The sequence below is a fragment of the Streptomyces sp. NPDC052396 genome (assembly GCF_044593195.1).
In the GTDB taxonomy this organism is placed as follows: Bacteria; Actinomycetota; Actinomycetes; order Streptomycetales; family Streptomycetaceae; genus Streptomyces.
In genome coordinates this window covers 110148-129009 of the sequence record NZ_JBIUAW010000004.1, presented here as the reverse complement: position 1 = coordinate 129009, position 18862 = coordinate 110148, and the positions used below count along the sequence as shown (strand labels likewise).

General features: G+C 70.5%; 21 protein-coding genes and 4 tRNA genes. 7 read left to right on the top strand and 18 right to left on the bottom strand.

Annotated features, from left to right (window positions below; all coding sequences use genetic code 11):
• Positions 1–424 precede the first annotated feature (424 nt).
• The 8 genes from rplL to ACIHFE_RS11830 all read right to left on the bottom strand — a co-directional run bounded on the left by rplL (position 425) and on the right by ACIHFE_RS11830 (position 5616).
• On the bottom strand, positions 425–811 hold the full coding sequence (gene rplL, locus ACIHFE_RS11865; RefSeq protein ID WP_400105713.1) for a 50S ribosomal protein L7/L12: 387 nt from the start codon (positions 809–811) through the stop codon (positions 425–427).
• 112 nt (positions 812–923) lie between these two features.
• On the bottom strand, positions 924–1454 hold the full coding sequence (gene rplJ, locus ACIHFE_RS11860; protein WP_400105712.1) for a 50S ribosomal protein L10: 531 nt from the start codon (positions 1452–1454) through the stop codon (positions 924–926).
• A gap of 265 nt (positions 1455–1719) precedes the next feature.
• A complete protein-coding gene (locus tag ACIHFE_RS11855) occupies positions 1720–2637 on the bottom strand; it encodes a hypothetical protein (protein ID WP_400105711.1) in 918 nt (305 codons plus the stop codon).
• Positions 2638–2783: 146 nt separating this feature from the next.
• A complete protein-coding gene (gene rplA / locus ACIHFE_RS11850; protein ID WP_400105710.1) occupies positions 2784–3500 on the bottom strand; it encodes a 50S ribosomal protein L1 in 717 nt (238 codons plus the stop codon).
• A gap of 79 nt (positions 3501–3579) precedes the next feature.
• The gene (rplK, locus tag ACIHFE_RS11845; RefSeq protein ID WP_400105709.1) at positions 3580–4014 is read right to left on the bottom strand and encodes a 50S ribosomal protein L11; all 435 of its coding nucleotides are present in this window, start codon (positions 4012–4014) and stop codon (positions 3580–3582) included.
• A gap of 140 nt (positions 4015–4154) precedes the next feature.
• Complete coding sequence (gene nusG / locus ACIHFE_RS11840) at positions 4155–5045, bottom strand: transcription termination/antitermination protein NusG (RefSeq protein WP_400105708.1); 891 nt, start codon at positions 5043–5045, stop codon at positions 4155–4157.
• Positions 5046–5146: 101 nt separating this feature from the next.
• A complete protein-coding gene (gene secE, locus ACIHFE_RS11835; protein WP_400105707.1) occupies positions 5147–5437 on the bottom strand; it encodes a preprotein translocase subunit SecE in 291 nt (96 codons plus the stop codon).
• 106 nt (positions 5438–5543) lie between these two features.
• A tRNA-Trp gene (locus tag ACIHFE_RS11830) sits at positions 5544–5616 on the bottom strand.
• An 81-nt stretch (positions 5617–5697) separates the two neighbouring features.
• On the opposite strand from ACIHFE_RS11830, the gene ACIHFE_RS11825 reads away from it, so the two are divergent.
• Together ACIHFE_RS11825 and ACIHFE_RS11820 are read left to right on the top strand one after the other, a co-directional pair.
• On the top strand, positions 5698–7050 hold the full coding sequence (locus tag ACIHFE_RS11825) for a pyridoxal phosphate-dependent aminotransferase (protein WP_400105706.1): 1353 nt from the start codon (positions 5698–5700) through the stop codon (positions 7048–7050).
• Positions 7051–7152: 102 nt separating this feature from the next.
• Complete coding sequence (locus ACIHFE_RS11820; RefSeq protein ID WP_400105705.1) at positions 7153–8175, top strand: adenosine deaminase; 1023 nt, start codon at positions 7153–7155, stop codon at positions 8173–8175.
• Here the strand turns inward: ACIHFE_RS11820 and ACIHFE_RS11815 are convergent.
• From ACIHFE_RS11815 to ACIHFE_RS11780, 8 genes are all read right to left on the bottom strand, one after another.
• Positions 8165–9220, bottom strand: coding sequence for a UDP-N-acetylmuramate dehydrogenase (locus ACIHFE_RS11815; protein WP_400105704.1), 1056 nt, complete (start codon positions 9218–9220; stop codon positions 8165–8167). The two genes, ACIHFE_RS11820 and ACIHFE_RS11815, sit on opposite strands and share 11 nt — an antisense overlap.
• A gap of 129 nt (positions 9221–9349) precedes the next feature.
• Positions 9350–10762 carry a DHA2 family efflux MFS transporter permease subunit gene (locus tag ACIHFE_RS11810; RefSeq protein WP_400105703.1) on the bottom strand — a complete coding sequence of 471 codons (1413 nt, stop codon included), beginning with the start codon at positions 10760–10762 and terminating at the stop codon, positions 9350–9352.
• A gap of 79 nt (positions 10763–10841) precedes the next feature.
• The gene (locus ACIHFE_RS11805; protein WP_400105702.1) at positions 10842–11387 is read right to left on the bottom strand and encodes a TetR/AcrR family transcriptional regulator; all 546 of its coding nucleotides are present in this window, start codon (positions 11385–11387) and stop codon (positions 10842–10844) included.
• A 74-nt stretch (positions 11388–11461) separates the two neighbouring features.
• Positions 11462–11896 carry a MaoC family dehydratase gene (locus ACIHFE_RS11800; protein ID WP_400105701.1) on the bottom strand — a complete coding sequence of 145 codons (435 nt, stop codon included), beginning with the start codon at positions 11894–11896 and terminating at the stop codon, positions 11462–11464.
• On the bottom strand, positions 11896–12348 hold the full coding sequence (locus tag ACIHFE_RS11795) for a MaoC family dehydratase N-terminal domain-containing protein (protein ID WP_400105700.1): 453 nt from the start codon (positions 12346–12348) through the stop codon (positions 11896–11898). The genes ACIHFE_RS11800 and ACIHFE_RS11795 overlap by 1 nt, the downstream gene beginning before the upstream one ends.
• 80 nt (positions 12349–12428) lie before the next feature.
• Positions 12429–12593 carry a 50S ribosomal protein L33 gene (gene rpmG / locus ACIHFE_RS11790; RefSeq protein WP_004571794.1) on the bottom strand — a complete coding sequence of 55 codons (165 nt, stop codon included), beginning with the start codon at positions 12591–12593 and terminating at the stop codon, positions 12429–12431.
• An 86-nt stretch (positions 12594–12679) separates the two neighbouring features.
• A tRNA-Met gene (locus ACIHFE_RS11785) sits at positions 12680–12752 on the bottom strand.
• Positions 12753–12803: 51 nt separating this feature from the next.
• Positions 12804–12876 (bottom strand) — tRNA-Thr (locus tag ACIHFE_RS11780).
• A 236-nt stretch (positions 12877–13112) separates the two neighbouring features.
• Here ACIHFE_RS11780 and ACIHFE_RS11775 point away from each other — a divergent pair.
• Positions 13113–14387, top strand: a complete 1275-nt coding sequence (locus ACIHFE_RS11775) for an amidohydrolase family protein (RefSeq protein WP_400105699.1) — start codon at positions 13113–13115, stop codon at positions 14385–14387.
• Positions 14388–14414: 27 nt separating this feature from the next.
• On the top strand, positions 14415–15074 hold the full coding sequence (locus ACIHFE_RS11770) for an NAD(P)H-binding protein (RefSeq protein ID WP_400105698.1): 660 nt from the start codon (positions 14415–14417) through the stop codon (positions 15072–15074).
• A 63-nt stretch (positions 15075–15137) separates the two neighbouring features.
• Here ACIHFE_RS11770 and ACIHFE_RS11765 read toward each other — a convergent pair.
• A tRNA-Tyr gene (locus ACIHFE_RS11765) sits at positions 15138–15219 on the bottom strand.
• A gap of 217 nt (positions 15220–15436) precedes the next feature.
• Between ACIHFE_RS11765 and ACIHFE_RS11760 the strand changes: the two genes are divergently transcribed.
• Complete coding sequence (locus ACIHFE_RS11760; RefSeq protein WP_400105697.1) at positions 15437–15925, top strand: YajQ family cyclic di-GMP-binding protein; 489 nt, start codon at positions 15437–15439, stop codon at positions 15923–15925.
• A gap of 195 nt (positions 15926–16120) precedes the next feature.
• On the opposite strand, the gene ACIHFE_RS11755 is transcribed toward ACIHFE_RS11760, so the two are convergent.
• A complete protein-coding gene (locus ACIHFE_RS11755; protein ID WP_400106061.1) occupies positions 16121–16594 on the bottom strand; it encodes a DUF3574 domain-containing protein in 474 nt (157 codons plus the stop codon).
• 180 nt (positions 16595–16774) lie between these two features.
• Between ACIHFE_RS11755 and ACIHFE_RS11750 the strand changes: the two genes are divergently transcribed.
• Complete coding sequence (locus tag ACIHFE_RS11750; RefSeq protein ID WP_400105696.1) at positions 16775–17533, top strand: SDR family oxidoreductase; 759 nt, start codon at positions 16775–16777, stop codon at positions 17531–17533.
• Positions 17534–17628: 95 nt separating this feature from the next.
• Positions 17629–18837, top strand: coding sequence for an MFS transporter (locus ACIHFE_RS11745; RefSeq protein WP_400105695.1), 1209 nt, complete (start codon positions 17629–17631; stop codon positions 18835–18837).
• Positions 18838–18862 lie beyond the last annotated feature (25 nt).

The following is an 18862-nucleotide window of genomic DNA, read 5'->3' as shown; positions in this document are numbered from 1 at the left end:
GCCGTCCAACGCGCCCGTGCCGTGTGGTGTCCGCCGGGCCTCCGCCCGGCGCAAGCCTCACGCCGACAAGCGCAAGACGATACTTCCCTCCTCGCCGTCGATCCATGCCTCGGACAGTGGATCGAGCGACTCTGCGGGAGTCACCGCGTCCTGAGAATTGCGCGGCGCGTGCCGTTCGTCAAGGCCCTCAGGTCCCCGGACGACCTTGGGCCGCCTCGCCGGGGTGCCGTCCGACCTGCCGCTGGAGCGGCTGTGACGCCCGCTGCGGGCCCCCGCGACAGGACAACGATGATCACCATACTCGCCCCCGCCGACAGTCCCGCGCAGCCGTCCCGGGAACGCCCAAGGGCGACCACCCGCATGGGTGATCGCCCTTGGCTTGGTTTCCCCTTGCGGGGAAGGAGTCTGACGACTCGCAGAGGTGTTACTTGACCTCGACGGAGGCGCCGGCGCCCTTGAGGGCCTCGGCGGCCTTCTCGGCGGCGTCCTTGGCGACCTTCTCGAGGACCGGCTTCGGGGTGCCGTCGACGAGGTCCTTGGCCTCCTTCAGGCCCAGGGAGGTCAGCTCGCGCACGACCTTGATGACCTGGATCTTCTTGTCGCCGGCGCCGGTGAGGATGACGTCGAACTCGTCCTTCTCCTCGACCTCGGCGGCAGCGGCGCCACCGGCGGCACCGGCAACGACGACCGGCGCGGCAGCGGCGGCGGTGACGTCGAACTTCTCCTCGAAGGCGGAGACGAACGCCGCCAGCTCGATGAGGGTCATCTCCTCGAACTGCGCGAGCAGCTCGTCCTGGGTGAGCTTCGCCATGATGGCGGTCCTTCCACTAAGTCGGCTGGTGCCGGGATGTACATGTCGGCGGGCTGTACTGGCCCGCTGCGATCACCGCCGCATATGGGCAGCGATCAATGTGCGAGCCGAATTACTCGGCACCGCCCTGCTCGGCGAGCTTGGCGCGCAGCGCGTCCGCGGTGCGGACGAGCTTCGTCGGCAGCGCCTGGAAGAGCGAGGCAGCCTGGGACTGCTTGCCCTTCATGGCACCGGCCAGCTTGCTGAGCAGAACCTCGCGGGACTCGAGGTCCGCAAGCTTCTTGATCTCGTCGGCGGACAGCGCCTTGCCGTCAAGGACACCGCCCTTGATGACGAGAGCGGGGTTCTCCTTGGCGAAGTCACGAAGACCCTTCGCCGCCTCGACCGGGTCACCGGTCACGAAGGCGACAGCCGTCGAGCCACTCAGGTGCTCGTCCAGCGCGACGATCCCAGCCTCATTGGCCGCGATCTTGGTCAGCGTGTTCTTCACCACACGGTACTGAGCGTTGTCACCGAGCGAACGGCGCAGCTGCTTGAGCTGCGCAACGGTAAGACCGGTGTACGCGGTCACGACTGCGGCGTTGGAGCTGCGGAACTCGTCCGCGATCTCCGCCACAGCCGAGACCTTCTCGGTCTTCGCCATGAGCCTCGGCCTCCTTCCGGGTGATGAGGACCGCGCAGAAGGGGCTGGGCAAAGCAAACGCCCCGGCGCAGGCGCACGGGGCGTAACTCGACCAGGCAACAGCCCGGGAGTCCATCCTCGATTCACCTGCGCGGGCCGTCCGCAGCTAGCGGATCCTTCGGCTTCCGAGTGCACTGACGCACACGGAAACAACCAGCGGTCTTTGGCTTCCCGCATACGGTACGCGAGCGGCCCGCGGTCAGGCAAATCGGGTCGGTGGTGGCGGTCAGCCCATACCGGGCAGGGTGGCGGCGTCCACCGTGTCATCGGCCGCCGGGGCCTCGGCGGAGACCTTGGTGCCGTAGTCCGAGTAGTAGACCGTGGACTCGGTGGTGCCGGAGCCGCCGTTGGCCTTCTCCACCTTCTTCACCAGCAGGTTGTCATCGGACACCCAGAGGTCGACCTGCTCGGTGGTGGCGCCGGCCTGCTCCATCTGGCGCTTGAGCTGGTCCAGCTGGTCCTTGCTGAGCGAGGACTGCTTTTCGGCCATCTTGGAGACGTCCACGGTGCCGGAGTAGTGGGTGGCCTTGACGTTGCGTACCGTCTCGGTGCCGACCTGCCGGACATCCCCGGAGTTGATGATCAGCTCCATGGAGCGGGTGGGGTTGTTGTTCTGCATCTGGTCCTTGAGGTACGCACCCGAGGGGCCCAGCTTCTTGGCCATCCAGTCGTAGTCGTACTTGATCCAGTGCTTGCCGCCCAGCTGGGCCGCCGTCTGCGGGGAGGCCTCGCCGAGGTTGACGTAGTAGGCGTCGCGCAGATAGCGGGCGTGCATCCCGCCGGGACCGTTCGCCAGCGCGGCCATGGCGCCCTGGCCACCGCTGATGGTGACATCGCCCTGCACCCCGGCGGCCCAGTCCAGGGCGCCCTTCATATTCATGGTGCCGGTGGCGGCCATGGTGGTGGTGCCCTCGACATTGGCCGAATGGGCACCGTTGGTGGCGGTGACCGCCTTGCGCAGGGCGCTGATCGCCTGGGTGACCGGCGACTGGCCCTGGTTGTCCGAGGAGGCGCTGCTGGACGCCTTGCCGCTGTCTTTCTTGTCGCTCTTGTCGCTCTTGCCCCCGCCACAGGCGGCCACCGAGGTCAGGGCGAACGCCGCCGCGGCGAGCGCACAGACGCTCCGAAGGCTCTTCCCCGTCATTTCCAGCCCCCTAGAAAGTTCATAGCCCGAAAATCTCTTCGGGCCCGGGCTAGGAACGTAGCGCATCCGGGGGCACCGCAACGAGAGCGGGCCCCGCACCGGAAAGGTGCGGGGCCCGCTCACAGGCACTGCTTACGAGGCGTCGGTCAGACGGTCTCGTCCTCAACCAGCAGGTTGCGGGTGCGGTTGGGGTCCACCAGGATGCCGGGGCCCATGGTGGTGGTGAAGGTCGCCTTCTTGACGTAGCGGCCCTTGGCGGCGGACGGCTTCAGACGGAGGATCTCCTCCAGCGCGGCGCCGTAGTTCTCCACCAGCTTGGTCTCGTCGAAGGAGACCTTGCCGATGATGAAGTGCAGGTTCGAGTGCTTGTCGACGCGGAACTCGATCTTGCCGCCCTTGATCTCCGTAACGGCCTTGGCCACGTCCGGAGTCACGGTGCCGGTCTTCGGGTTCGGCATCAGACCACGGGGACCGAGCACGCGGCCCAGGCGGCCGACCTTGCCCATCAGGTCCGGGGTGGCGACGACGGAGTCGAAGTCCAGACGGCCCTTGGCGACCTCGTCGATCAGCTCGTCGGCACCGACGATGTCGGCGCCGGCGGCACGCGCGGCCTCGGCACGGTCACCGGTCGCGAAGACCAGGACCCGGGCGGTCTTACCGGTGCCGTGCGGAAGGTTCACGGTGCCGCGGACCATCTGGTCGGCCTTGCGCGGGTCGACGCCCAGACGCAGGGCAACCTCGACGGTGCCGTCGAACTTGGTGCTGGAGGTCTCCTTCGCCAGACGGACGGCCTCGAGCGGGGCGTACAGACGCTCCCGGTCGATCTTCGCGTCCGCGTTGCGAAGAGTCTTGCTGCGCTTCACTGAAACTCCTCAGTGTCTATGGAGTCGTGGTACGGGCCAGCGCTGGCCCTTCCACGGGGGTGCCTGAGTCGGCTGGGGATCAGCCCTCGACCGTGACGCCCATGGAACGGGCGGTGCCGGCGATGATCTTCGCGGCGGCGTCCAGGTCGTTGGCGTTGAGGTCGGGCATCTTGGTGGTGGCGATCTCGCGGACCTGCGCCTCGGTGATCTTGGCGACCTTGGTCTTGTGCGGCTCGCCGGAGCCCTTCTCCACACCCGCGGCCTGGAGGATCAGCTTGGCGGCCGGCGGAGTCTTGGTGACAAAGGTGAAGGAACGGTCCTCGTAGACCGTGATCTCCACCGGCACGACCATGCCACGCTGCGACTCGGTCGCGGCGTTGTAGGCCTTGCAGAACTCCATGATGTTGACGCCGTGCTGACCCAGCGCGGGGCCGACCGGCGGAGCCGGGTTAGCGGCACCGGCCTTGATCTGGAGCTTGATAAGCCCCGTGACCTTCTTCTTCTTGGGAGGCATTGCTCTCTCCGGGTCCTAGTGAGAGTTTTCTGCCTGCGACACACTGCTCACAGGCATACCGCACCACGATAACGGGTACCGCGGCCGGACCAAAAACCGAGAGGCCAGACCCGGTGGGTCTGGCCTCTCGGACATCAGTGTCAGTTCTTCTGGATCTGGTCGAAGCTCAGCTCGACCGGGGTCTCGCGACCGAAGATCTCCACCAGGCCCTTGACCTTCTTGGAGTCGGCGTTGATCTCGTTGATCGTCGCCTGCAGGGTCGCGAACGGACCGTCGGTGACGGTGACCGAGTCGCCCACCTCGAAGTCCAGCACCTGGACCTCGACCTTGCGGCTGGGCGCCGGGCGGCCCTCGGCCTCGGCGGCCTCCTTGGCGGCCTTGGCCTCGGCCTCGGGGGCCAGCATCTTGACGATCTCGTCCAGGGTCAGCGGGTACGGGTCGTAGGCGTTGCCCACGAAGCCGGTGACACCCGGGGTGTTGCGGACCACGCCCCAGGACTCGTTCGTCAGGTCCATGCGCACCAGGACATAGCCGGGCAGCTTGTTCTGGCGGACGGTGCGGCGGTCGCCGTTCTTGATCTGGACGACCTCTTCCTGCGGCACCTCGGCCTGGAAGATGTAGTCCTCGACGTTCAGCGAGACGGCGCGCTGCTCCAGGTTGGTCTTCACGCGGTTCTCGTAACCGGCGTAGGTGTGGATGACGTACCACTCACCGGGCAGGCCGCGCAGCTCCTCGCGGAGCTGGGCCACCGGGTCGACGGGCTCCTCGGCCACCGCGACGTCGGTCTCCTCGGCGTCCTCGGCCGCAGCGGCTTCGGCGTCCTCGGCGTCTTCCTCGACGTGCAGCGCGGCCTCCTCGGCCGGCTGACCGGCGGCGGCCTCCTCGGCGTCCAGCTCGTCGGCGCCGTCGGCGTTCTCGACGATCTGGGTCTCGGTGTCTTCGCCGATCTCCTCCGAGGGAGCCGGAGCGTCCACGCCGGCCTCCGCTGCCTCGACGGGCTCGGCGGCGTCGTTCAGGTTCGGGTCAGACACGTGGCTGCTTCTTCCTGGCTTCAATGTGGGTGGAACGTGCGAAGAGACGGCTCTCTCCGGGGAGTCCCCGAACAGAGGCCGTCTTGCGCGCGGATTCAGCGTCAGCCGAAGACGTACTTGACGGCCTCGTTGAACCCATAGTCAATCACGGTCACCAGACCGATGACGATGACAACAAAGACGATCACCACAGTGGTGTACGTCGAAAGCTGGCTGCGAGTGGGCCAGACGACCTTGCGGAGCTCCGCCACAACCTGGCGGTAGAACAGCGCGAGACGGCCCAGCGGGCCCTTCTTGCCGCGCTTGCCGCCACGGCGGCCCTTTTTGACGGCCACCTCGTCCTCGGGACGACCGCTCTCAGGCGTCGCGGTGGAGCCAAGGGCTTCCGTCACTACGTCCTCACCTGAATCCGGGTCGTGGCCGTGCCGCGCCCGGTTGAGCCGCACGGCGGTGCATCAGTACGTACGCGCGCACGCACCCTGGTGACGATGCGTGTAGCAGGGCCGAAGGGACTTGAACCCCCAACCGCTGGTTTTGGAGACCAGTGCTCTACCAATTGAGCTACGACCCTTTGTGGTTCCCCCAACGTACCGCATCCGCCCGGACGCACGGAGTGCTTGGGGCGGAGCCGCCTGGAAGGGGCCAACGACGCATGAGTGTACGTGGTTCGCGGGCCGTCGTCGAACAGCTTGTGCCGGAGCCTTCTCCGGCACGATCTCGGATGCCCTCCCGCTCCCCTGTCTGGGACCATTTGCGTATGACCGATGCCACTCCTCCGTTCCCCGCCGTCCAGCCCCCCACCGACCGCCGGGTCTCCGCCCGCATCGGGTCGATCTCCGAGTCCGCGACCCTCGCCGTGGACGCCAAGGCCAAGGCCCTCAAGGCCGCCGGACGCCCGGTCATCGGCTTCGGCGCCGGTGAGCCGGACTTCCCCACCCCCGGCTACATCGTGGAGGCCGCCGTCGAGGCCTGCCGCGACCCCAAGTACCACCGCTACACCCCGGCCGGCGGCCTGCCCGAGCTGAAGGCCGCCATCGCCGCCAAGACGCTGCGTGACTCCGGCTACCAGGTGGACGCCTCCCAGGTGCTGGTCACCAACGGCGGCAAGCAGGCCATCTACGAGGCCTTCGCCGCCATCCTGGACCCGGGTGACGAGGTCATCGTCCCGGCCCCCTACTGGACCACCTACCCCGAGTCGATCCGGCTGGCCGGCGGCATCCCGGTCGAGGTCACCGCCGACGAGACCACCGGCTACCGGGTCTCGGTCGAGCAGCTGGAGGCCGCCCGCACCGCGCACACCAAGGTGCTGCTGTTCGTCTCGCCGTCCAACCCCACCGGCGCCGTCTACAGCCGTGAGCAGATCGAGGAGATCGGCCGCTGGGCCGCCGAGCACGGGCTGTGGGTGCTCACCGACGAGATCTACGAGCACCTGGTCTACGGGGACGCCGAGTTCCACTCGCTGCCGGTGCTGGTGCCCGAGCTGCGGAACAAGTGCATCGTGGTCAACGGGGTGGCCAAGACCTACGCCATGACCGGCTGGCGGGTGGGCTGGATCATCGGCCCCCAGGATGTGGTGAAGGCGGCGACCAACCTGCAGTCGCACGCCACCTCCAATGTGAGCAATGTCGCCCAGGCCGCCGCGCTGGCCGCCGTCTCCGGCGACCTGAAGGCGGTGGAGGAGATGAAGACCGCCTTCGACCGCCGCCGCCGCACCATCGTGCGCATGCTGAACGAGATCGACGGCGTGATCTGCCCGGAGCCCGAGGGCGCCTTCTACGCCTACCCCTCGGTCAAGGGCCTGCTCGGCAAGGACTTCCGGGGCAAGCGCCCGGCCACCTCGGTGGAGCTGGCCGCGCTGATCCTGGAGGAGGCCGAGGTCGCGGTCGTCCCCGGTGAGGCCTTCGGCACCCCGGGCTATCTGCGGCTGTCCTACGCGCTGGGCGACGAGGACCTGGTGGAGGGCGTCTCCCGGATCCAGAAGCTGCTGGCCGAGGCGCAGGACTGACCCCGGGTCCGATCCCGCCGGGGGCCCGCAACTGAATTCGGGCGGGCCCCCGATCAGGGAAAGTCACTTCCGCTTGTCATCCCGGTGCGGCAGGATCGGCCGATGGAGAGCGTTCGCGACGTCAGAACCCTGCCGAAGGCGCATCTGCACCTGCACTTCACCGGATCCATGCGCCCGTCGACCCTGCTGGAGCTGGCCGACAAGTACGGCGTGCACCTGCCCGAGGCGCTCAGCGGCGGGGAGCCGCCCCAGCTCCGGGCCACCGACGAACGCGGCTGGTTCCGCTTCCAGCGGCTCTATGACATCGCCCGCTCCTGCCTGCGCTCCGCCGAGGACATCCAGCGGCTGGTCCACGAGGCCGCCGAGGAGGACGCCCGGGACGGCTCGGGCTGGCTGGAGATCCAGGTCGACCCCACCTCCTACGCGCCCCGGCTGGGCGGTCTGATCCCCACCATGGAGGTCATCCTGGACGCGGTGGACCGCGCCGCCCGGGACACCGGTGTGGGCATAAGGGTCCTGGTGGCCGCCAACCGGATGAAGCACCCGCTGGACGCCCGCACCCTGGCCCGGCTGGCGGTGCGCTACCGCGACCGCGGGGTGGTCGGCTTCGGGCTCTCCAACGACGAGCGGCGGGGGCTGGCCCGGGACTTCGACCGGGCCTTCCAGATCGCCCGGGAGGGCGGGCTGCTGGCCGCGCCGCACGGCGGCGAGCTGTCCGGCCCGAGCAGCGTCCGCGACTGCCTGGACGACCTGCACGCCGGGCGGGTGGGGCACGGGGTACGGGCCGCCGAGGACCCGCGTCTCCTGCGCAAGCTCGCCGAACGGCAGGTCGCCTGCGAGGTCTGCCCGTCCTCCAATGTGGCGCTCGGCGTCTATGAGAAGCCCGGCGATGTCCCGCTGCGCACCCTCTACGAGGCCGGGGTGCCGATAGCGCTGGGCGCCGACGACCCGCTGCTGTTCGGCTCCCGGCTGGCGGCCCAGTACGAGCTGGCCCGCGAGCACCACGCCTTCACCGACGCCGAGCTGGCGGAGCTGGCCCGGCAGTCGGTGCGCGCCTCGCGGGCGCCGGAGGAGGTACGGGCCCGGCTGCTGGCCGGGGTGGACCGCTGGCTGGCTACAGGCTGACGCCGACCGTCACCGGCTCATTGACCAGGGTCACCCCGAAGGCGTCCCGGACGCCGTCCCTGACCTCGCGGGCCAGCGCCAGCAGCTCCTCGGTGGTGGCCCCGCCCCGGTTGGTCAGGGCCAGGGTGTGCTTGCCGGAGATCCGGGCCCGCCCGGTGCCATAGCCCTTGGTGAAGCCGGCCTTGTCGATCAGCCAGGCGGCCGAGGTCTTCACCAGGCCGTCGCCGGCCGGGTAGGCGGGCGGTACGACGTCCGGGCCCAGCCGCTCGGCGGCCCGGGCCAGGAAGGCGGCGTGCTCCGCCTCGGTCAGCACCGGGTTGGTGAAGAACGACCCGGCCGACCAGGAGTCATGGTCCTCCGGGTCCAGCACCATGCCCTTGCCGGAGCGCAGCTTGAGCACCGTCTCGCGGACGGTGGCCAGCGGGGCGCGCCCGCCCGCCTCGATACCCATGGCACGAGCCACCTCCGGGTACCGGACCGGTCCGGACAGCCCGCCCGCGTCCTCCAGGCGGAACCGGACGCGCAGCACCACATGGCGGGAGGGGTCCTGCTTGAACCGGCTGTGCCGGTAGGAGAAGCCGCACTCGGCGCCGGGGATGGTCACCGTCTCGCCGGTGTGCCGGTCATAGGCGACCACCTCGCTGATCGTCGCCGACACATCCTGTCCGTAGGCGCCCACATTCTGGATGGGGGTGGCCCCGGCCGAGCCGGGGATCCCGGCCAGGCACTCGATCCCGGCCAGCCCGGCCTCCACGGTGCGGGCCACGGCGTCCGACCAGTTCTCGCCGGCGGCCAGCTCCAGCTCGGTGCCGTCCAGCCGGAAGCCGGTGGTGGCGATGCGCAGCGCGGTCCCGGCGAAGCCCTGGTCCGAGATCACCAGGTTGCTGCCGCCCCCGATGATCAGCAGCGGGGTTCCGGCGGCGTCCGCCTCCCGCACCGCCTCGGTCACCTCGTCATCGGTGGTGGCCGTCACCAGCCGGGCGGCCGGGCCGCCGAGCCGGAAGGTGGTCAGGGGGGCGAGGGGGGCATCGTGGAGTACCTGCACGGGGCACAAGGGTACGGGCACCTACTGGTCAACCAGGAGGTGGTCAGCCAGGGACGGCGCGGGGTGCCCCGTAAGGGGCGCGGGGAACTGCGCGACCAGCCACAGTCAGCCCGCACCCGAACGCGCTCCCTAGACCGCCGCCGGCGCCCGCTCCCCCGCCACCTCGGGCGTGCTCGAACCCGCCCGGCGCGCGGCCGCAACCCGCCGAGGGATGACCGCCGCGGCCAGGGCCGCACCACCCACCGCCGCCGCGCCCAGCCACAACGGCAACGTCACCGCGTGAGCAAAGTCCGCATAGCCGCCGCGCGAGGAGAACACCGACCCCAGGATGGCGATGCCGAACGCGCCGCCGACCTCGCGCATGGCGCTGTTGGCGCCCGAGGCGATGCCCTGTTCGGCGGCCGGCACGCTGGACATCACCAGCTGGGAGGCGGGCGCGAAGTACATGGCCATGCCGATGCCGCTGGCGATCAGCGCGGGCAGCTGGGCCGCGTAGGAGACGCCCGGCGAGAGCACCAGGGCGTACAGCGCCAGCCCGGTGGCCTGCAGCACCAGCCCGGTGATGGCCACCACCCGGCCGCCCACCCGGTCGGACAGATAGCCGGCCAGCGGCGCCACGATCATCGGCATCCCGGTCCACGGCAGCATCCGCAGCCCCGCCTCGGTGGGCGAGTAGCCGCCCACCTGCTGCATAAACTGGCTGAGCAGGAAGATCGAGCCGAACATGCCCAGGAACATCAGCAGCCCGGCCGCGTTGATCCCGCTGAAGGCCCGGCCGCGGAACATCCGCATGGGAAGCATCGGCCGCTTGTTGCGGATCCCATGGTGCACAAACCCGCCGAGCAGCGCGGCGCCCACCAGCAGTCCGGTGAGCACCCGGGCGCTGGTCCAGCCGTAGGTGCTGACGTTCACCACGCCGAAGACGATGCCGAAGAGGCCGCCGCTGACCAGGATGGTGCCGGCGGGGTCCAGCCGGGCCTCGGGCCGGTACGACTCGTCCAGCCGGAACCGGGCCAGCGGCAGCAGGAGCAGGCCGACCGGCACATTCAGCCAGAAGATCCAGTGCCAGGAGATGTGCTCGGTGAGGCTGCCGCCGATCAGCGGGCCGCCGGCCACCGCCAGTCCGTCCACCGCGCCCTTGATCCCAAAGGCCATGCCGCGCCGCTCGGGCGGGGTGGCGACGGTCAGCAGGGTCATGCTGAGCGGTGTCATCACCGCCGCCCCGACGCCCTGTACGGCGCGTGCCGCGATCAGCGCGTCCAGCCCGGTGGACAGGGCGGCGGCGGCCGAGGCCGCGGTGAAGAGGGCTATGCCGGCCAGGAACAGCCGCCGGCGGCCGAACCGGTCGCCCAGCGCGGCCCCGGTCATCAGCAGCACCGCGAAGGTGAGCGTATAGGCGCTGACCGTCCACTCCAGGTCCGCCAGCGAGCCGCCCAGGTCCTTGCGGATGGACGGCAGTGCGGTGGTGACCACCAGGTTGTCCAGGGCGGCCATAAAGCCGGCCAGCCCGGTGATCAGCAGCGCCCAGACCGAGCGTCGCATGTTCCCTCCCCTATGTATTAAGCAGTCACTAACTTTGCGGGCCCGGAAAAAGGCCCGCCACGACGGACGGGCCAAGCCCTCAGAAACAGGTGGGCAGCCCCACCCAGACCCGGTGCTCGGCCGGGAAGCCCAGCGCTATCTGCGCGTTGATCAGCATCCCGTGCGCCATAAACCTGGCCGAGGCGGCGGGATCTCCGCCCAGCGCCAGGTGCACCTGGTCGTACAGGCGCTCCCAGCCGGCCCGGATCGGCTTGCCGAACTCCAGGTCCCCGCCGGCCTCGGCGGCGGCCACCGCCACCGACATCTGGATCAGCATCAGCAGGGTGTTCCGGTCGCGGGCGACCAGCTGCTCGTACGCCTGCCCCATCGCCTGCTTGCGGTCCTCCGGCGCGGCGCCCCGGGCGGCCTCCTCAAAGGCGTGCAGCACCTCCTGCTGGCACCGCTCCACGGCCGCCAGGAAGATCGCCTGCTTGCCCGGGAAGAGGCGGAAGAGGTACGGCTGGGAGACCCCCACCCGGCGGGCGATGGCCTCGGTGGAGGTGCCGTGGTACCCGCCATGGGCGAACTCCTCGACCGCGGCACGGATCACGCTCTCGCGCCGCTCTTCGGCACTCATCCTTGGCATGGAAGTAAGTTATTACTCACTCACCAACGTCGTCAAGAAGAAGGGCGCCCGATAGCGGACGCCCCTCGGCCCGGTCAGGCCAGCCGGACCACGGCCCGGGACATCCCCAGCACCTTCTGGCCCTCGCTGGTCGCCACCAGGTCGACCCGCACGGTCCGCGCCTGGTCGTCCAGCTTGGCCGCCACCTTGGCGCTGACCTCGATCACCGCGCCCTTGTCGTCATTGGGCACCACCACCGGCTTGGTGAAGCGCACCCCGTACTCCACCACCGCGGCCGGGTCGCCCGCCCAGTCGGTCACCACCCGGATCGCCTCGGCCATGGTGAACATGCCGTGCGCGATCACATCCGGCAGGCCGACCTCCTTGGCGAACTTCTCGTTCCAGTGGATCGGATTGAAGTCGCCGGAGGCCCCCGCGTACTGCACCAGAGTGGCGCGGGTCACCGGGAAGGAGCCCGCCGGCAGCTCGGTGCCGACCTCGACCTCGTCATAGGAAACCTGGGCAGCCATCACGCCTCCTCGGCGGCGCGCGCCACCAGCTTCATATGCGTGGTCACTACGTGCTCGCCGTTCTGGTCGTGCACCTCGCCACGGATCGTCAGCACATCATTGCCCGCCAGGGACTTGATCACCTCAATGGTGGAGGTGGCCGACAGCCGGTCACCGGCCCGCACCGGGCGGGTGTAGGCGAACTGCTGGTCACCATGGACCACCCGGCTGAAGTCCAGGCCCAGCTGCGGGTCCTGCACCACCTGCCCGGCGGCCCGGTAGGTGATGGCGAACACAAAAGTCGGCGGAGCGATCACATCGGCATGCCCGAGTGCCCGGGCGGCCGCCGGATCGGTGTACGCCGGATTCATGTCACCGATGGCCTCGGCGAATTCACGGATCTTCTCCCGGCCGACCTCATAGGGCTCGGTGGCCGGGTAGGTCCGTCCTACGAAGGACTGGTCGAGCGCCATCGGCTCGCTACCTCCTGGTCGGGATACGCCACGAGGCCGCCCCCAGGAATTGGGGACGGCCTCATGAACGAGACTTGCTGCTATCGCGTTTCGCGGTGCGCGGTGTGCGCGTTGCAACGCGGGCAGTGCTTCTTCATCTCAAGTCGGTCCGGGTCGTTACGCCGGTTCTTCTTGGTGATGTAGTTCCGCTCCTTGCACTCCACGCAGGCCAGCGTGATCTTCGGGCGGACGTCGGTGGCAGCCACGTGAGTGCTCCTTGACGGATGGACGGATTTCAACGCATAAAAGAGTAGCCGATCGGAGGACCGACCCCACAATCGGCTACTGTGTGTAGCGGCGACCGGACTTGAACCGGTGACACAGCGATTATGAGCCGCTTGCTCTACCGACTGAGCTACGCCGCTGTGATGCAGGAGTAATTCCCCGCCCGAAGGCGGGGAACACTCTCACACCAGAGCCCCAAAACGGAATCGAACCGTTGACCTTCTCCTTACCATGGAGACGCTCTGCCGACTGAGCTATTGGGGCGAGCGAGGAAGACATTACACGGTCTGCGGCCGAAGGTGAAATCCGTATGGCCGCACCCCCGCCCCACCCCCGCCGCACCCTCATCGCGCCCCGTTCCGCCGCCCCGCGCACCACACCGGTACGACTATTGCGCGCTGGTCACCGGCTTGCTCGAACCCGCTCCCCGCTCGCCCTAGGCTCGGACCACGCTGCGTGAATGCCTGCCCCGGCCCGTAGGGCGAGTCCTAGGGAGCGCGATGCCCGACAATCAGCCGCAGCCCGCCAGAAACCCCGACGGCGACGCCATGTCCGCGTCCGGCGGCGGGCCCGGCGAGAACCCCCTGGTGCTGTGCGGCGCCCACCTCGCCGACGGCCGCACCGTGGACGTCCGGCTCAGCGGCGGACGCATCGAGGCGGTCGGCACGGCCGGCAGCCTCGCCCCCGGAGTCCGCTGCGACCTGACCGGCTATCTGCTGCTGCCCGCCCCCGCCGAACCGCACGCCCACTGCGACACCGCGCTCACCGCGGACGGCGGCGGCCCCGTCCCGTACGGCACCGAGGAGGTGCTGCGCCGCACCACCGAGGCCGCGCTGCTCCAACTCGGCCATGGCGCCACCGCGTTGCGCTCCCATGTCCGCATCGGCGATGTGGCGGGGCTGCGCGCGCTGGAGGCGGTGCTGCAGGCCCGCCGGGCGCTGCGCGATCTCACCGACCTCTCCGCGGTGGCGGTGCCCCGGCTGCTCACCGGCCTGGCCGGCGCCGACGGCCTGGCCATGCTGCGGGACGCGGTGAAGATGGGCGCCACCGCCATCGGCGGCTGCCCCGACCTGGACCCCGACCCGGCCGGCTACGCGGAGGCGGTGCTCGGCCTGGCCGCCGAACACGGCTGCGCCGTGGACCTGCACACCGACGGCGACGACCCGGCCCGGCTCGGCCGGCTGGCCGCCATGGCCGGCGGACTGCGCCCCGGCGTGGCCATCGGCCCCTGCGCCGGCCTGGCCCGGCTGCCCTACGAACTGGCGGTACGGGCCGCGGAACAGCTGGCGGCCGCCGGGGTCACCGTGATCTGCCTGCCGCAGGGCGACTGCGGCACGGTGGGCCAGGGCCGCTACCGCGTCTCCTGCGCCCCGGTGCGGCTGCTGCGCTCGGCCGGGGTGCGGGTCGCGGCCGGCAGCGGGGCGGTGCGCGACGCGGCCAATCCGGTGGGCCGCGGCGACCCCCTGGAGGCCGCCTTCCTGCTGGCCTCCCACGGCGAGTTGAGTCCCGATCAGGCGTACCAGGCGGTCAGCGCCCGGGCCCGGGCGGCCATGGGCCTGGCCGAGGTCCGGGTGGAGGCCGGGTTCCCCGCCGAACTGCTGGCGGTGCGCGGCGGGGACGTGGCCGGAGCGCTCTCGCTGGGCTACAGCCGGCTGGTGGTGCACCGCGGCCGGGTGGTGGCCCGGACCAGCGCGGTGCGCGAGTACCGCCACCTCTCCGGCTCGGTGGCCCTGGACCTGCCCCGGCAGTCCCCCCGCAACTCCGACCCGGCCTGACCGCCCACCGGGCGTTACGGTCGGATCATGCGCATTGTCATCGCTGGAGGACACGGTCAGATCGCGCAACGGCTGGAGCGGCTGCTCGCCGGGCGCGGGGACGAGGTGGCGGGCGTCATCCGCCGCCCGGAACAGGCGGGAGACCTGCTGGCACTGGGCGCCGAGCCGGTCATCTGCGACCTGGAGTCGGCATCCGTGGCGGATGTGGCGCGGCATTTGGAGGGCGCCGACGCCGCGGTCTTCGCGGCCGGCGCCGGCCCGGGCAGCGGCATCGAGCGCAAGGAGACCGTGGACCACGCCGCGGCCACCCTGTTCGCCGACGCCGCCGAGACGGCCGGGGTGCGCCGCTTCCTGGTGATCTCCTCAATGGGCGCCGGCGCCGAGCCCCCGCCGGGCACCGACCCGGTCTTCGCCGCCTATCTGCGGGCCAAGGGCGCCGCGGACGACGATGTACGGGCCCGCGCCGGCCTGGACTGGACGATCCTGCGCCCCGGCAGCCTCACCGACGACCCCGGCACCGGCCGGGTGACGCTGACCGGGTCCACCGGCCGCGGCTCGGTCCCCCGGGACGATGTGGCGGCGGCACTGGCGGCCCTGCTGAACGAGCCGGGCACGGCCGGCCGCACCCTGGAGCTGATCTCCGGCGGCACACCGGTGGCGGACGCGGTACGGGCCGCGGCGGGCTGAGCCCCTCCGGCCGCCCAGGCAACGAAAAAGGCCCCTGATCTCTCGATCAGGGGCCTCATTCCGTGGCGGCGCCAGGATTCGAACCTGGGTAGGCTAAGCCGACGGATTTACAGTCCGCTCCCATTGGCCACTCGGGCACACCGCCATGGGTGATGCCGCCTCGGATGCTCTTTCGAGCTGCTCCGTGGCAACGACGTAAACGATACCCGATGACCAGGGGTGCTTCGCCACTCGGTTCGCAGCCCCTCGAACTGGGCCCCGGGTGACTAGGCTGGCGGGGCGGCCCTCCCCCGGCGCTCCCGCCGGAGGTTCCCCCCATGCCGCCACCCCTGATGGATCTACGCACGAGGAGCCAACTCAATATGGCCGACTCCAGTTTCGACATCGTCTCGAAGGTCGAGCGGCAGGAGGTGGACAACGCTCTCAACCAGGCCGCCAAGGAGATCTCGCAGCGCTACGACTTCAAGGGCACCGACGCCTCGATCTCCTGGTCCGGCGACAAGATCGAGATGCGGGCCAGCGGCGAGGAGCGGGTCAAGGCGATCCTCGACGTCTTCCAGTCCAAGCTGATCAAGCGCGGTATCTCGCTGAAGGCTCTGGAGACGGGCGAGCCGCAGGTCTCCGGCAAGGAGTACAAGATCTTCGCCTCCCTCCAGGAGGGCATCTCCCAGGAGAACGCCAAGAAGGTCGCCAAGATCATCCGCGATGAGGGCCCCAAGGGCATCAAGGCGCAGGTGCAGGGCGACGAGCTGCGGGTGTCCTCCAAGAGCCGGGACGACCTCCAGGCCGTCATCACCCTGCTCAAGGGCAAGGACCTGGACTTCGCCCTCCAGTTCGTCAACTACCGGTGATCAACTGATCTGGCCTGCACCAACGTTGTCAGGCTGAGCGGGCAGGGCACAACGGGGGCACATCGCCGAGGACGGCCTCGGCGGCGGCCCCCGTTCTGCCCTCCTCGTCCGGCCGCACCGCCAACGGATCGTGCAACTGGTGCGGCAGGCCGAGCCGGAGGCGGAGGGCGGCCGGCCGCCCTCCGCCTCCGTTGCTCAGAAGTCGACCGACTCCACCTCGTCCGCCCGCAGCACCGACTCCTGGTTGAAGGCGCGCTTGTAGGCGGTGCGGATCGCCTCGATGTCGCGGTCCCTGGTCCTGGCCTCCGACTTGGGGTAGAGCACGGTCAGTTCATAGGAGCGTTCGCGCACAATGGCGCCGTTCTTGCCCCGCCACTGGCCGCGGGCGTCCTCCACGGTCAGCCCGTCCGGGAAGCGCGGGGTGACTCTCTTGGACACAAAGTCCATGAACTGCCGGTCGGTGACGGCCGGCTTGCCGTCCGGACGCCCGGTGCCGAAGTACAGGTGGGTGCCGAGGTAGGGCTTGCCCCGGGTGGCGGCGGCCCGGGTGGACGGAGCGGTGTCGCCGCCGGTGTCCAGCGCGGCATAGGCGGTGGGTGCCCCCACGGCGAGTACGGCGACCGCAGTCACGGCTGCGGCGCGCAGCCGGGGCTTGCTGCTGAGCACGATGAACGATTCCCTTCGTCGTCGGTGCGGGGGCCCAACTCTCCTGGTCCGTAAGGCCGTCCGGGGCCGGATCGCCCCACGTTGGCCGAAAGGGGTGACTCGTACGACGAGCGGCAATGTCACGCCGCGCGTATCCGTCCTCGTCCTGGGGGCGACAGCACCCACGGCGGAAGGGCACGTGAGATGGAACCGATTCTGGTGACCGGCGGCAGCGGCACCCTGGGCCGGCGGCTGGTGGACCGGCTGGTGGCGGACGGGCGCACGGTACGCGTCCTCAGCCGCCGGCCCCGCCCCGCGCAGACCGCCACCGTCATTGAATGGATCACCGGCGACCTGCTGACCGGCGCGGGCCTGGACACCGCCCTGGCGGACGGGGCCGTGGTCGTCCACTGCGCCACCAACCCCGTCCGGCCCCGTCAGGACATCGAGGCCACCGGCCGGCTGATCGAGGCCGCCCGGCAGGCCGCCACCCCGCACCTGCTCCATGTCTCCATCGTGGGCATCGACCTGGTCCCGTTGCCCTATTACCGGGCCAAACTCCGGGTGGAGCGGCTGATCGAGGAATCCGGACTGCCCTGGACCATCCAACGGGCCACCCAGTTCCATGAGTTGGTCCTCGCCGCGGCGCACAAGCTCACCCGGGGCCCGGTGGGCATCGCCCCGGCGGTCATCACCCAGCCGGTCGCCGCGGATGAAGTCGCCGAGCGGCTGGCCGCGTTGACGCAGCAGGGCCCGGCCGGCCGGGTCCCGGACCTCGGCGGACCGGCGTCCGGCACCCTGGCCGAGTTCATTCGCGCCACCCTGGACGCGGAGGGACGCCGCCGCCCGCTGCTGCCGCTGCGGATCCCCGGCCGGACCGGACGCGCCCTGCACCAGGGCCACTTGACCACCCGGGAACCCAACACCGGCCGCCTCACCTTCCGGGAGTTCCTCACCCCATAAGGGACGCGGGGACATCCCGGCCCATGGCGGATATCCGGGGGAAGTTGGCAATTTATCGGAAGCACGACCGGGGGCCGGGCCGACAGGATCACGGCATGGGAAGGAAGACCAAGACCAACCGACCGATAGCCCTGCTGGCTTGGGGGCACGGTTGCGTGGACGTCTATCAGGGAGCGGTGGCCGCACTGCTCCCCTTCTTCGTCGCCGAGCGGCACTACGGCTATGCCGCCGCCTCCGGCATCGTGCTGGCCGCGTCCCTGCTCTCCTCGGTGATCCAGCCGCTGTTCGGAGCGCTCACCGACCGGACGGCACTGCCCTGGCTGCTGCCGGTGAGCACCCTCGCCGGCGGGCTGGGCGTCGCCCTGAGCGGGGTGTGCGGCGACTATGCCCTCACCCTGGCGGCCGTCGCCGTGACCGGGATCGGCGTGGCGGCCTACCACCCCGAATCCGCGCGGGTGGCCCGCCTCGCCGGCCGGGGCAGCCACACCGCGTTGAGCTGGTTCTCGCTCGGCGGCAGCCTGGGCTTCGCCGCCGCCCCGCTCCTGGTCACCGGGGTGATCGCCCCCGGCGGTCTGCATGCCTCACCGCTGCTGGCCATACCCGCCCTGGCCGGTACGGGGCTGTGTGCCGCGGCACTGCGCGCCCTCCCCGGCGACCAAGACCACACGGCCCGGAGCCCCCGGAGCAAGGCCGCCGACCGGGACGACTGGCGATCCTTCACCCTCCTGAGCGGGGCGATCGTGTGCCGCTCGATCGTCTTTGTGGGCCTGAGCGCCTTTGTCCCGCTCTACGCCCGCCAGCGCACCGGCGGCGGAAACCTCGCCGGCACGGCCGCGCTGTTCCTGCTCTACCTGGGCGGCGCGGTGGGCACGCTGGCCGGCGGGAAGCTCGCCGACCGCTTCCGCAGGGTCACGGTCGTCCGCTGGTCGTACGCCCTGACCGGGCCGGCCGTCGCCGGCGTCGTCCTGGTCCCCGGCCCGCCGCTCTACCTGTTCATCGCCCTGACCTCGGCCGGGCTGTATGTGCCCTTCTCCCTGCAGGTCACCCTGGGCCAGGACTACCTGCCCCACCGGGTGGGCACCGCGGGCGGCGTCACCCTGGGGCTGGCCATCGGCATCGGCGGCATCGCCACACCCCTGATCGGCACCCTCGCCGACGCCACCTCGCTGCGCCTCGCCCTCACCCCGCTGATCGCGCTGCCCCTCCTCGGCCGGCTGCTGCTGCACCCGCTGCGCGAGCCCGGCATCCCGGCCGCGGCCGCCCGCCCGGAGCCGGCCATCCGGCCCATGCCGGGTGGGCCGTAACCCGCGGTCGGTCGACCGCGGATCC

What these genes read in the sequence shown, in the direction of transcription:
- ACIHFE_RS11775 (WP_400105699.1), top strand. Translation starts at nt 13,113, where the DNA reads ATGCCCGACAATCAGCCGCAGCCCGCCAGAAACCCCGACGGCGACGCC.
- ACIHFE_RS11855 (WP_400105711.1), bottom strand. Translation starts at nt 2,637, where the DNA reads ATGACGGGGAAGAGCCTTCGGAGCGTCTGTGCGCTCGCCGCGGCGGCG.
- ACIHFE_RS11770 (WP_400105698.1), top strand. Translation starts at nt 14,415, where the DNA reads ATGCGCATTGTCATCGCTGGAGGACACGGTCAGATCGCGCAACGGCTG.
- ACIHFE_RS11805 (WP_400105702.1), bottom strand. Translation starts at nt 11,387, where the DNA reads ATGCCAAGGATGAGTGCCGAAGAGCGGCGCGAGAGCGTGATCCGTGCC.
- ACIHFE_RS11810 (WP_400105703.1), bottom strand. Translation starts at nt 10,762, where the DNA reads ATGCGACGCTCGGTCTGGGCGCTGCTGATCACCGGGCTGGCCGGCTTT.
- rplJ (WP_400105712.1), bottom strand. Translation starts at nt 1,454, where the DNA reads ATGGCGAAGACCGAGAAGGTCTCGGCTGTGGCGGAGATCGCGGACGAG.
- rplK (WP_400105709.1), bottom strand. Translation starts at nt 4,014, where the DNA reads ATGCCTCCCAAGAAGAAGAAGGTCACGGGGCTTATCAAGCTCCAGATC.
- ACIHFE_RS11750 (WP_400105696.1), top strand. Translation starts at nt 16,775, where the DNA reads ATGGAACCGATTCTGGTGACCGGCGGCAGCGGCACCCTGGGCCGGCGG.
- ACIHFE_RS11820 (WP_400105705.1), top strand. Translation starts at nt 7,153, where the DNA reads ATGGAGAGCGTTCGCGACGTCAGAACCCTGCCGAAGGCGCATCTGCAC.
- ACIHFE_RS11795 (WP_400105700.1), bottom strand. Translation starts at nt 12,348, where the DNA reads ATGGCGCTCGACCAGTCCTTCGTAGGACGGACCTACCCGGCCACCGAG.
- ACIHFE_RS11760 (WP_400105697.1), top strand. Translation starts at nt 15,437, where the DNA reads ATGGCCGACTCCAGTTTCGACATCGTCTCGAAGGTCGAGCGGCAGGAG.
- ACIHFE_RS11745 (WP_400105695.1), top strand. Translation starts at nt 17,629, where the DNA reads ATGGGAAGGAAGACCAAGACCAACCGACCGATAGCCCTGCTGGCTTGG.
- rplL (WP_400105713.1), bottom strand. Translation starts at nt 811, where the DNA reads ATGGCGAAGCTCACCCAGGACGAGCTGCTCGCGCAGTTCGAGGAGATG.
- ACIHFE_RS11825 (WP_400105706.1), top strand. Translation starts at nt 5,698, where the DNA reads ATGAGTGTACGTGGTTCGCGGGCCGTCGTCGAACAGCTTGTGCCGGAG.
- ACIHFE_RS11800 (WP_400105701.1), bottom strand. Translation starts at nt 11,896, where the DNA reads ATGGCTGCCCAGGTTTCCTATGACGAGGTCGAGGTCGGCACCGAGCTG.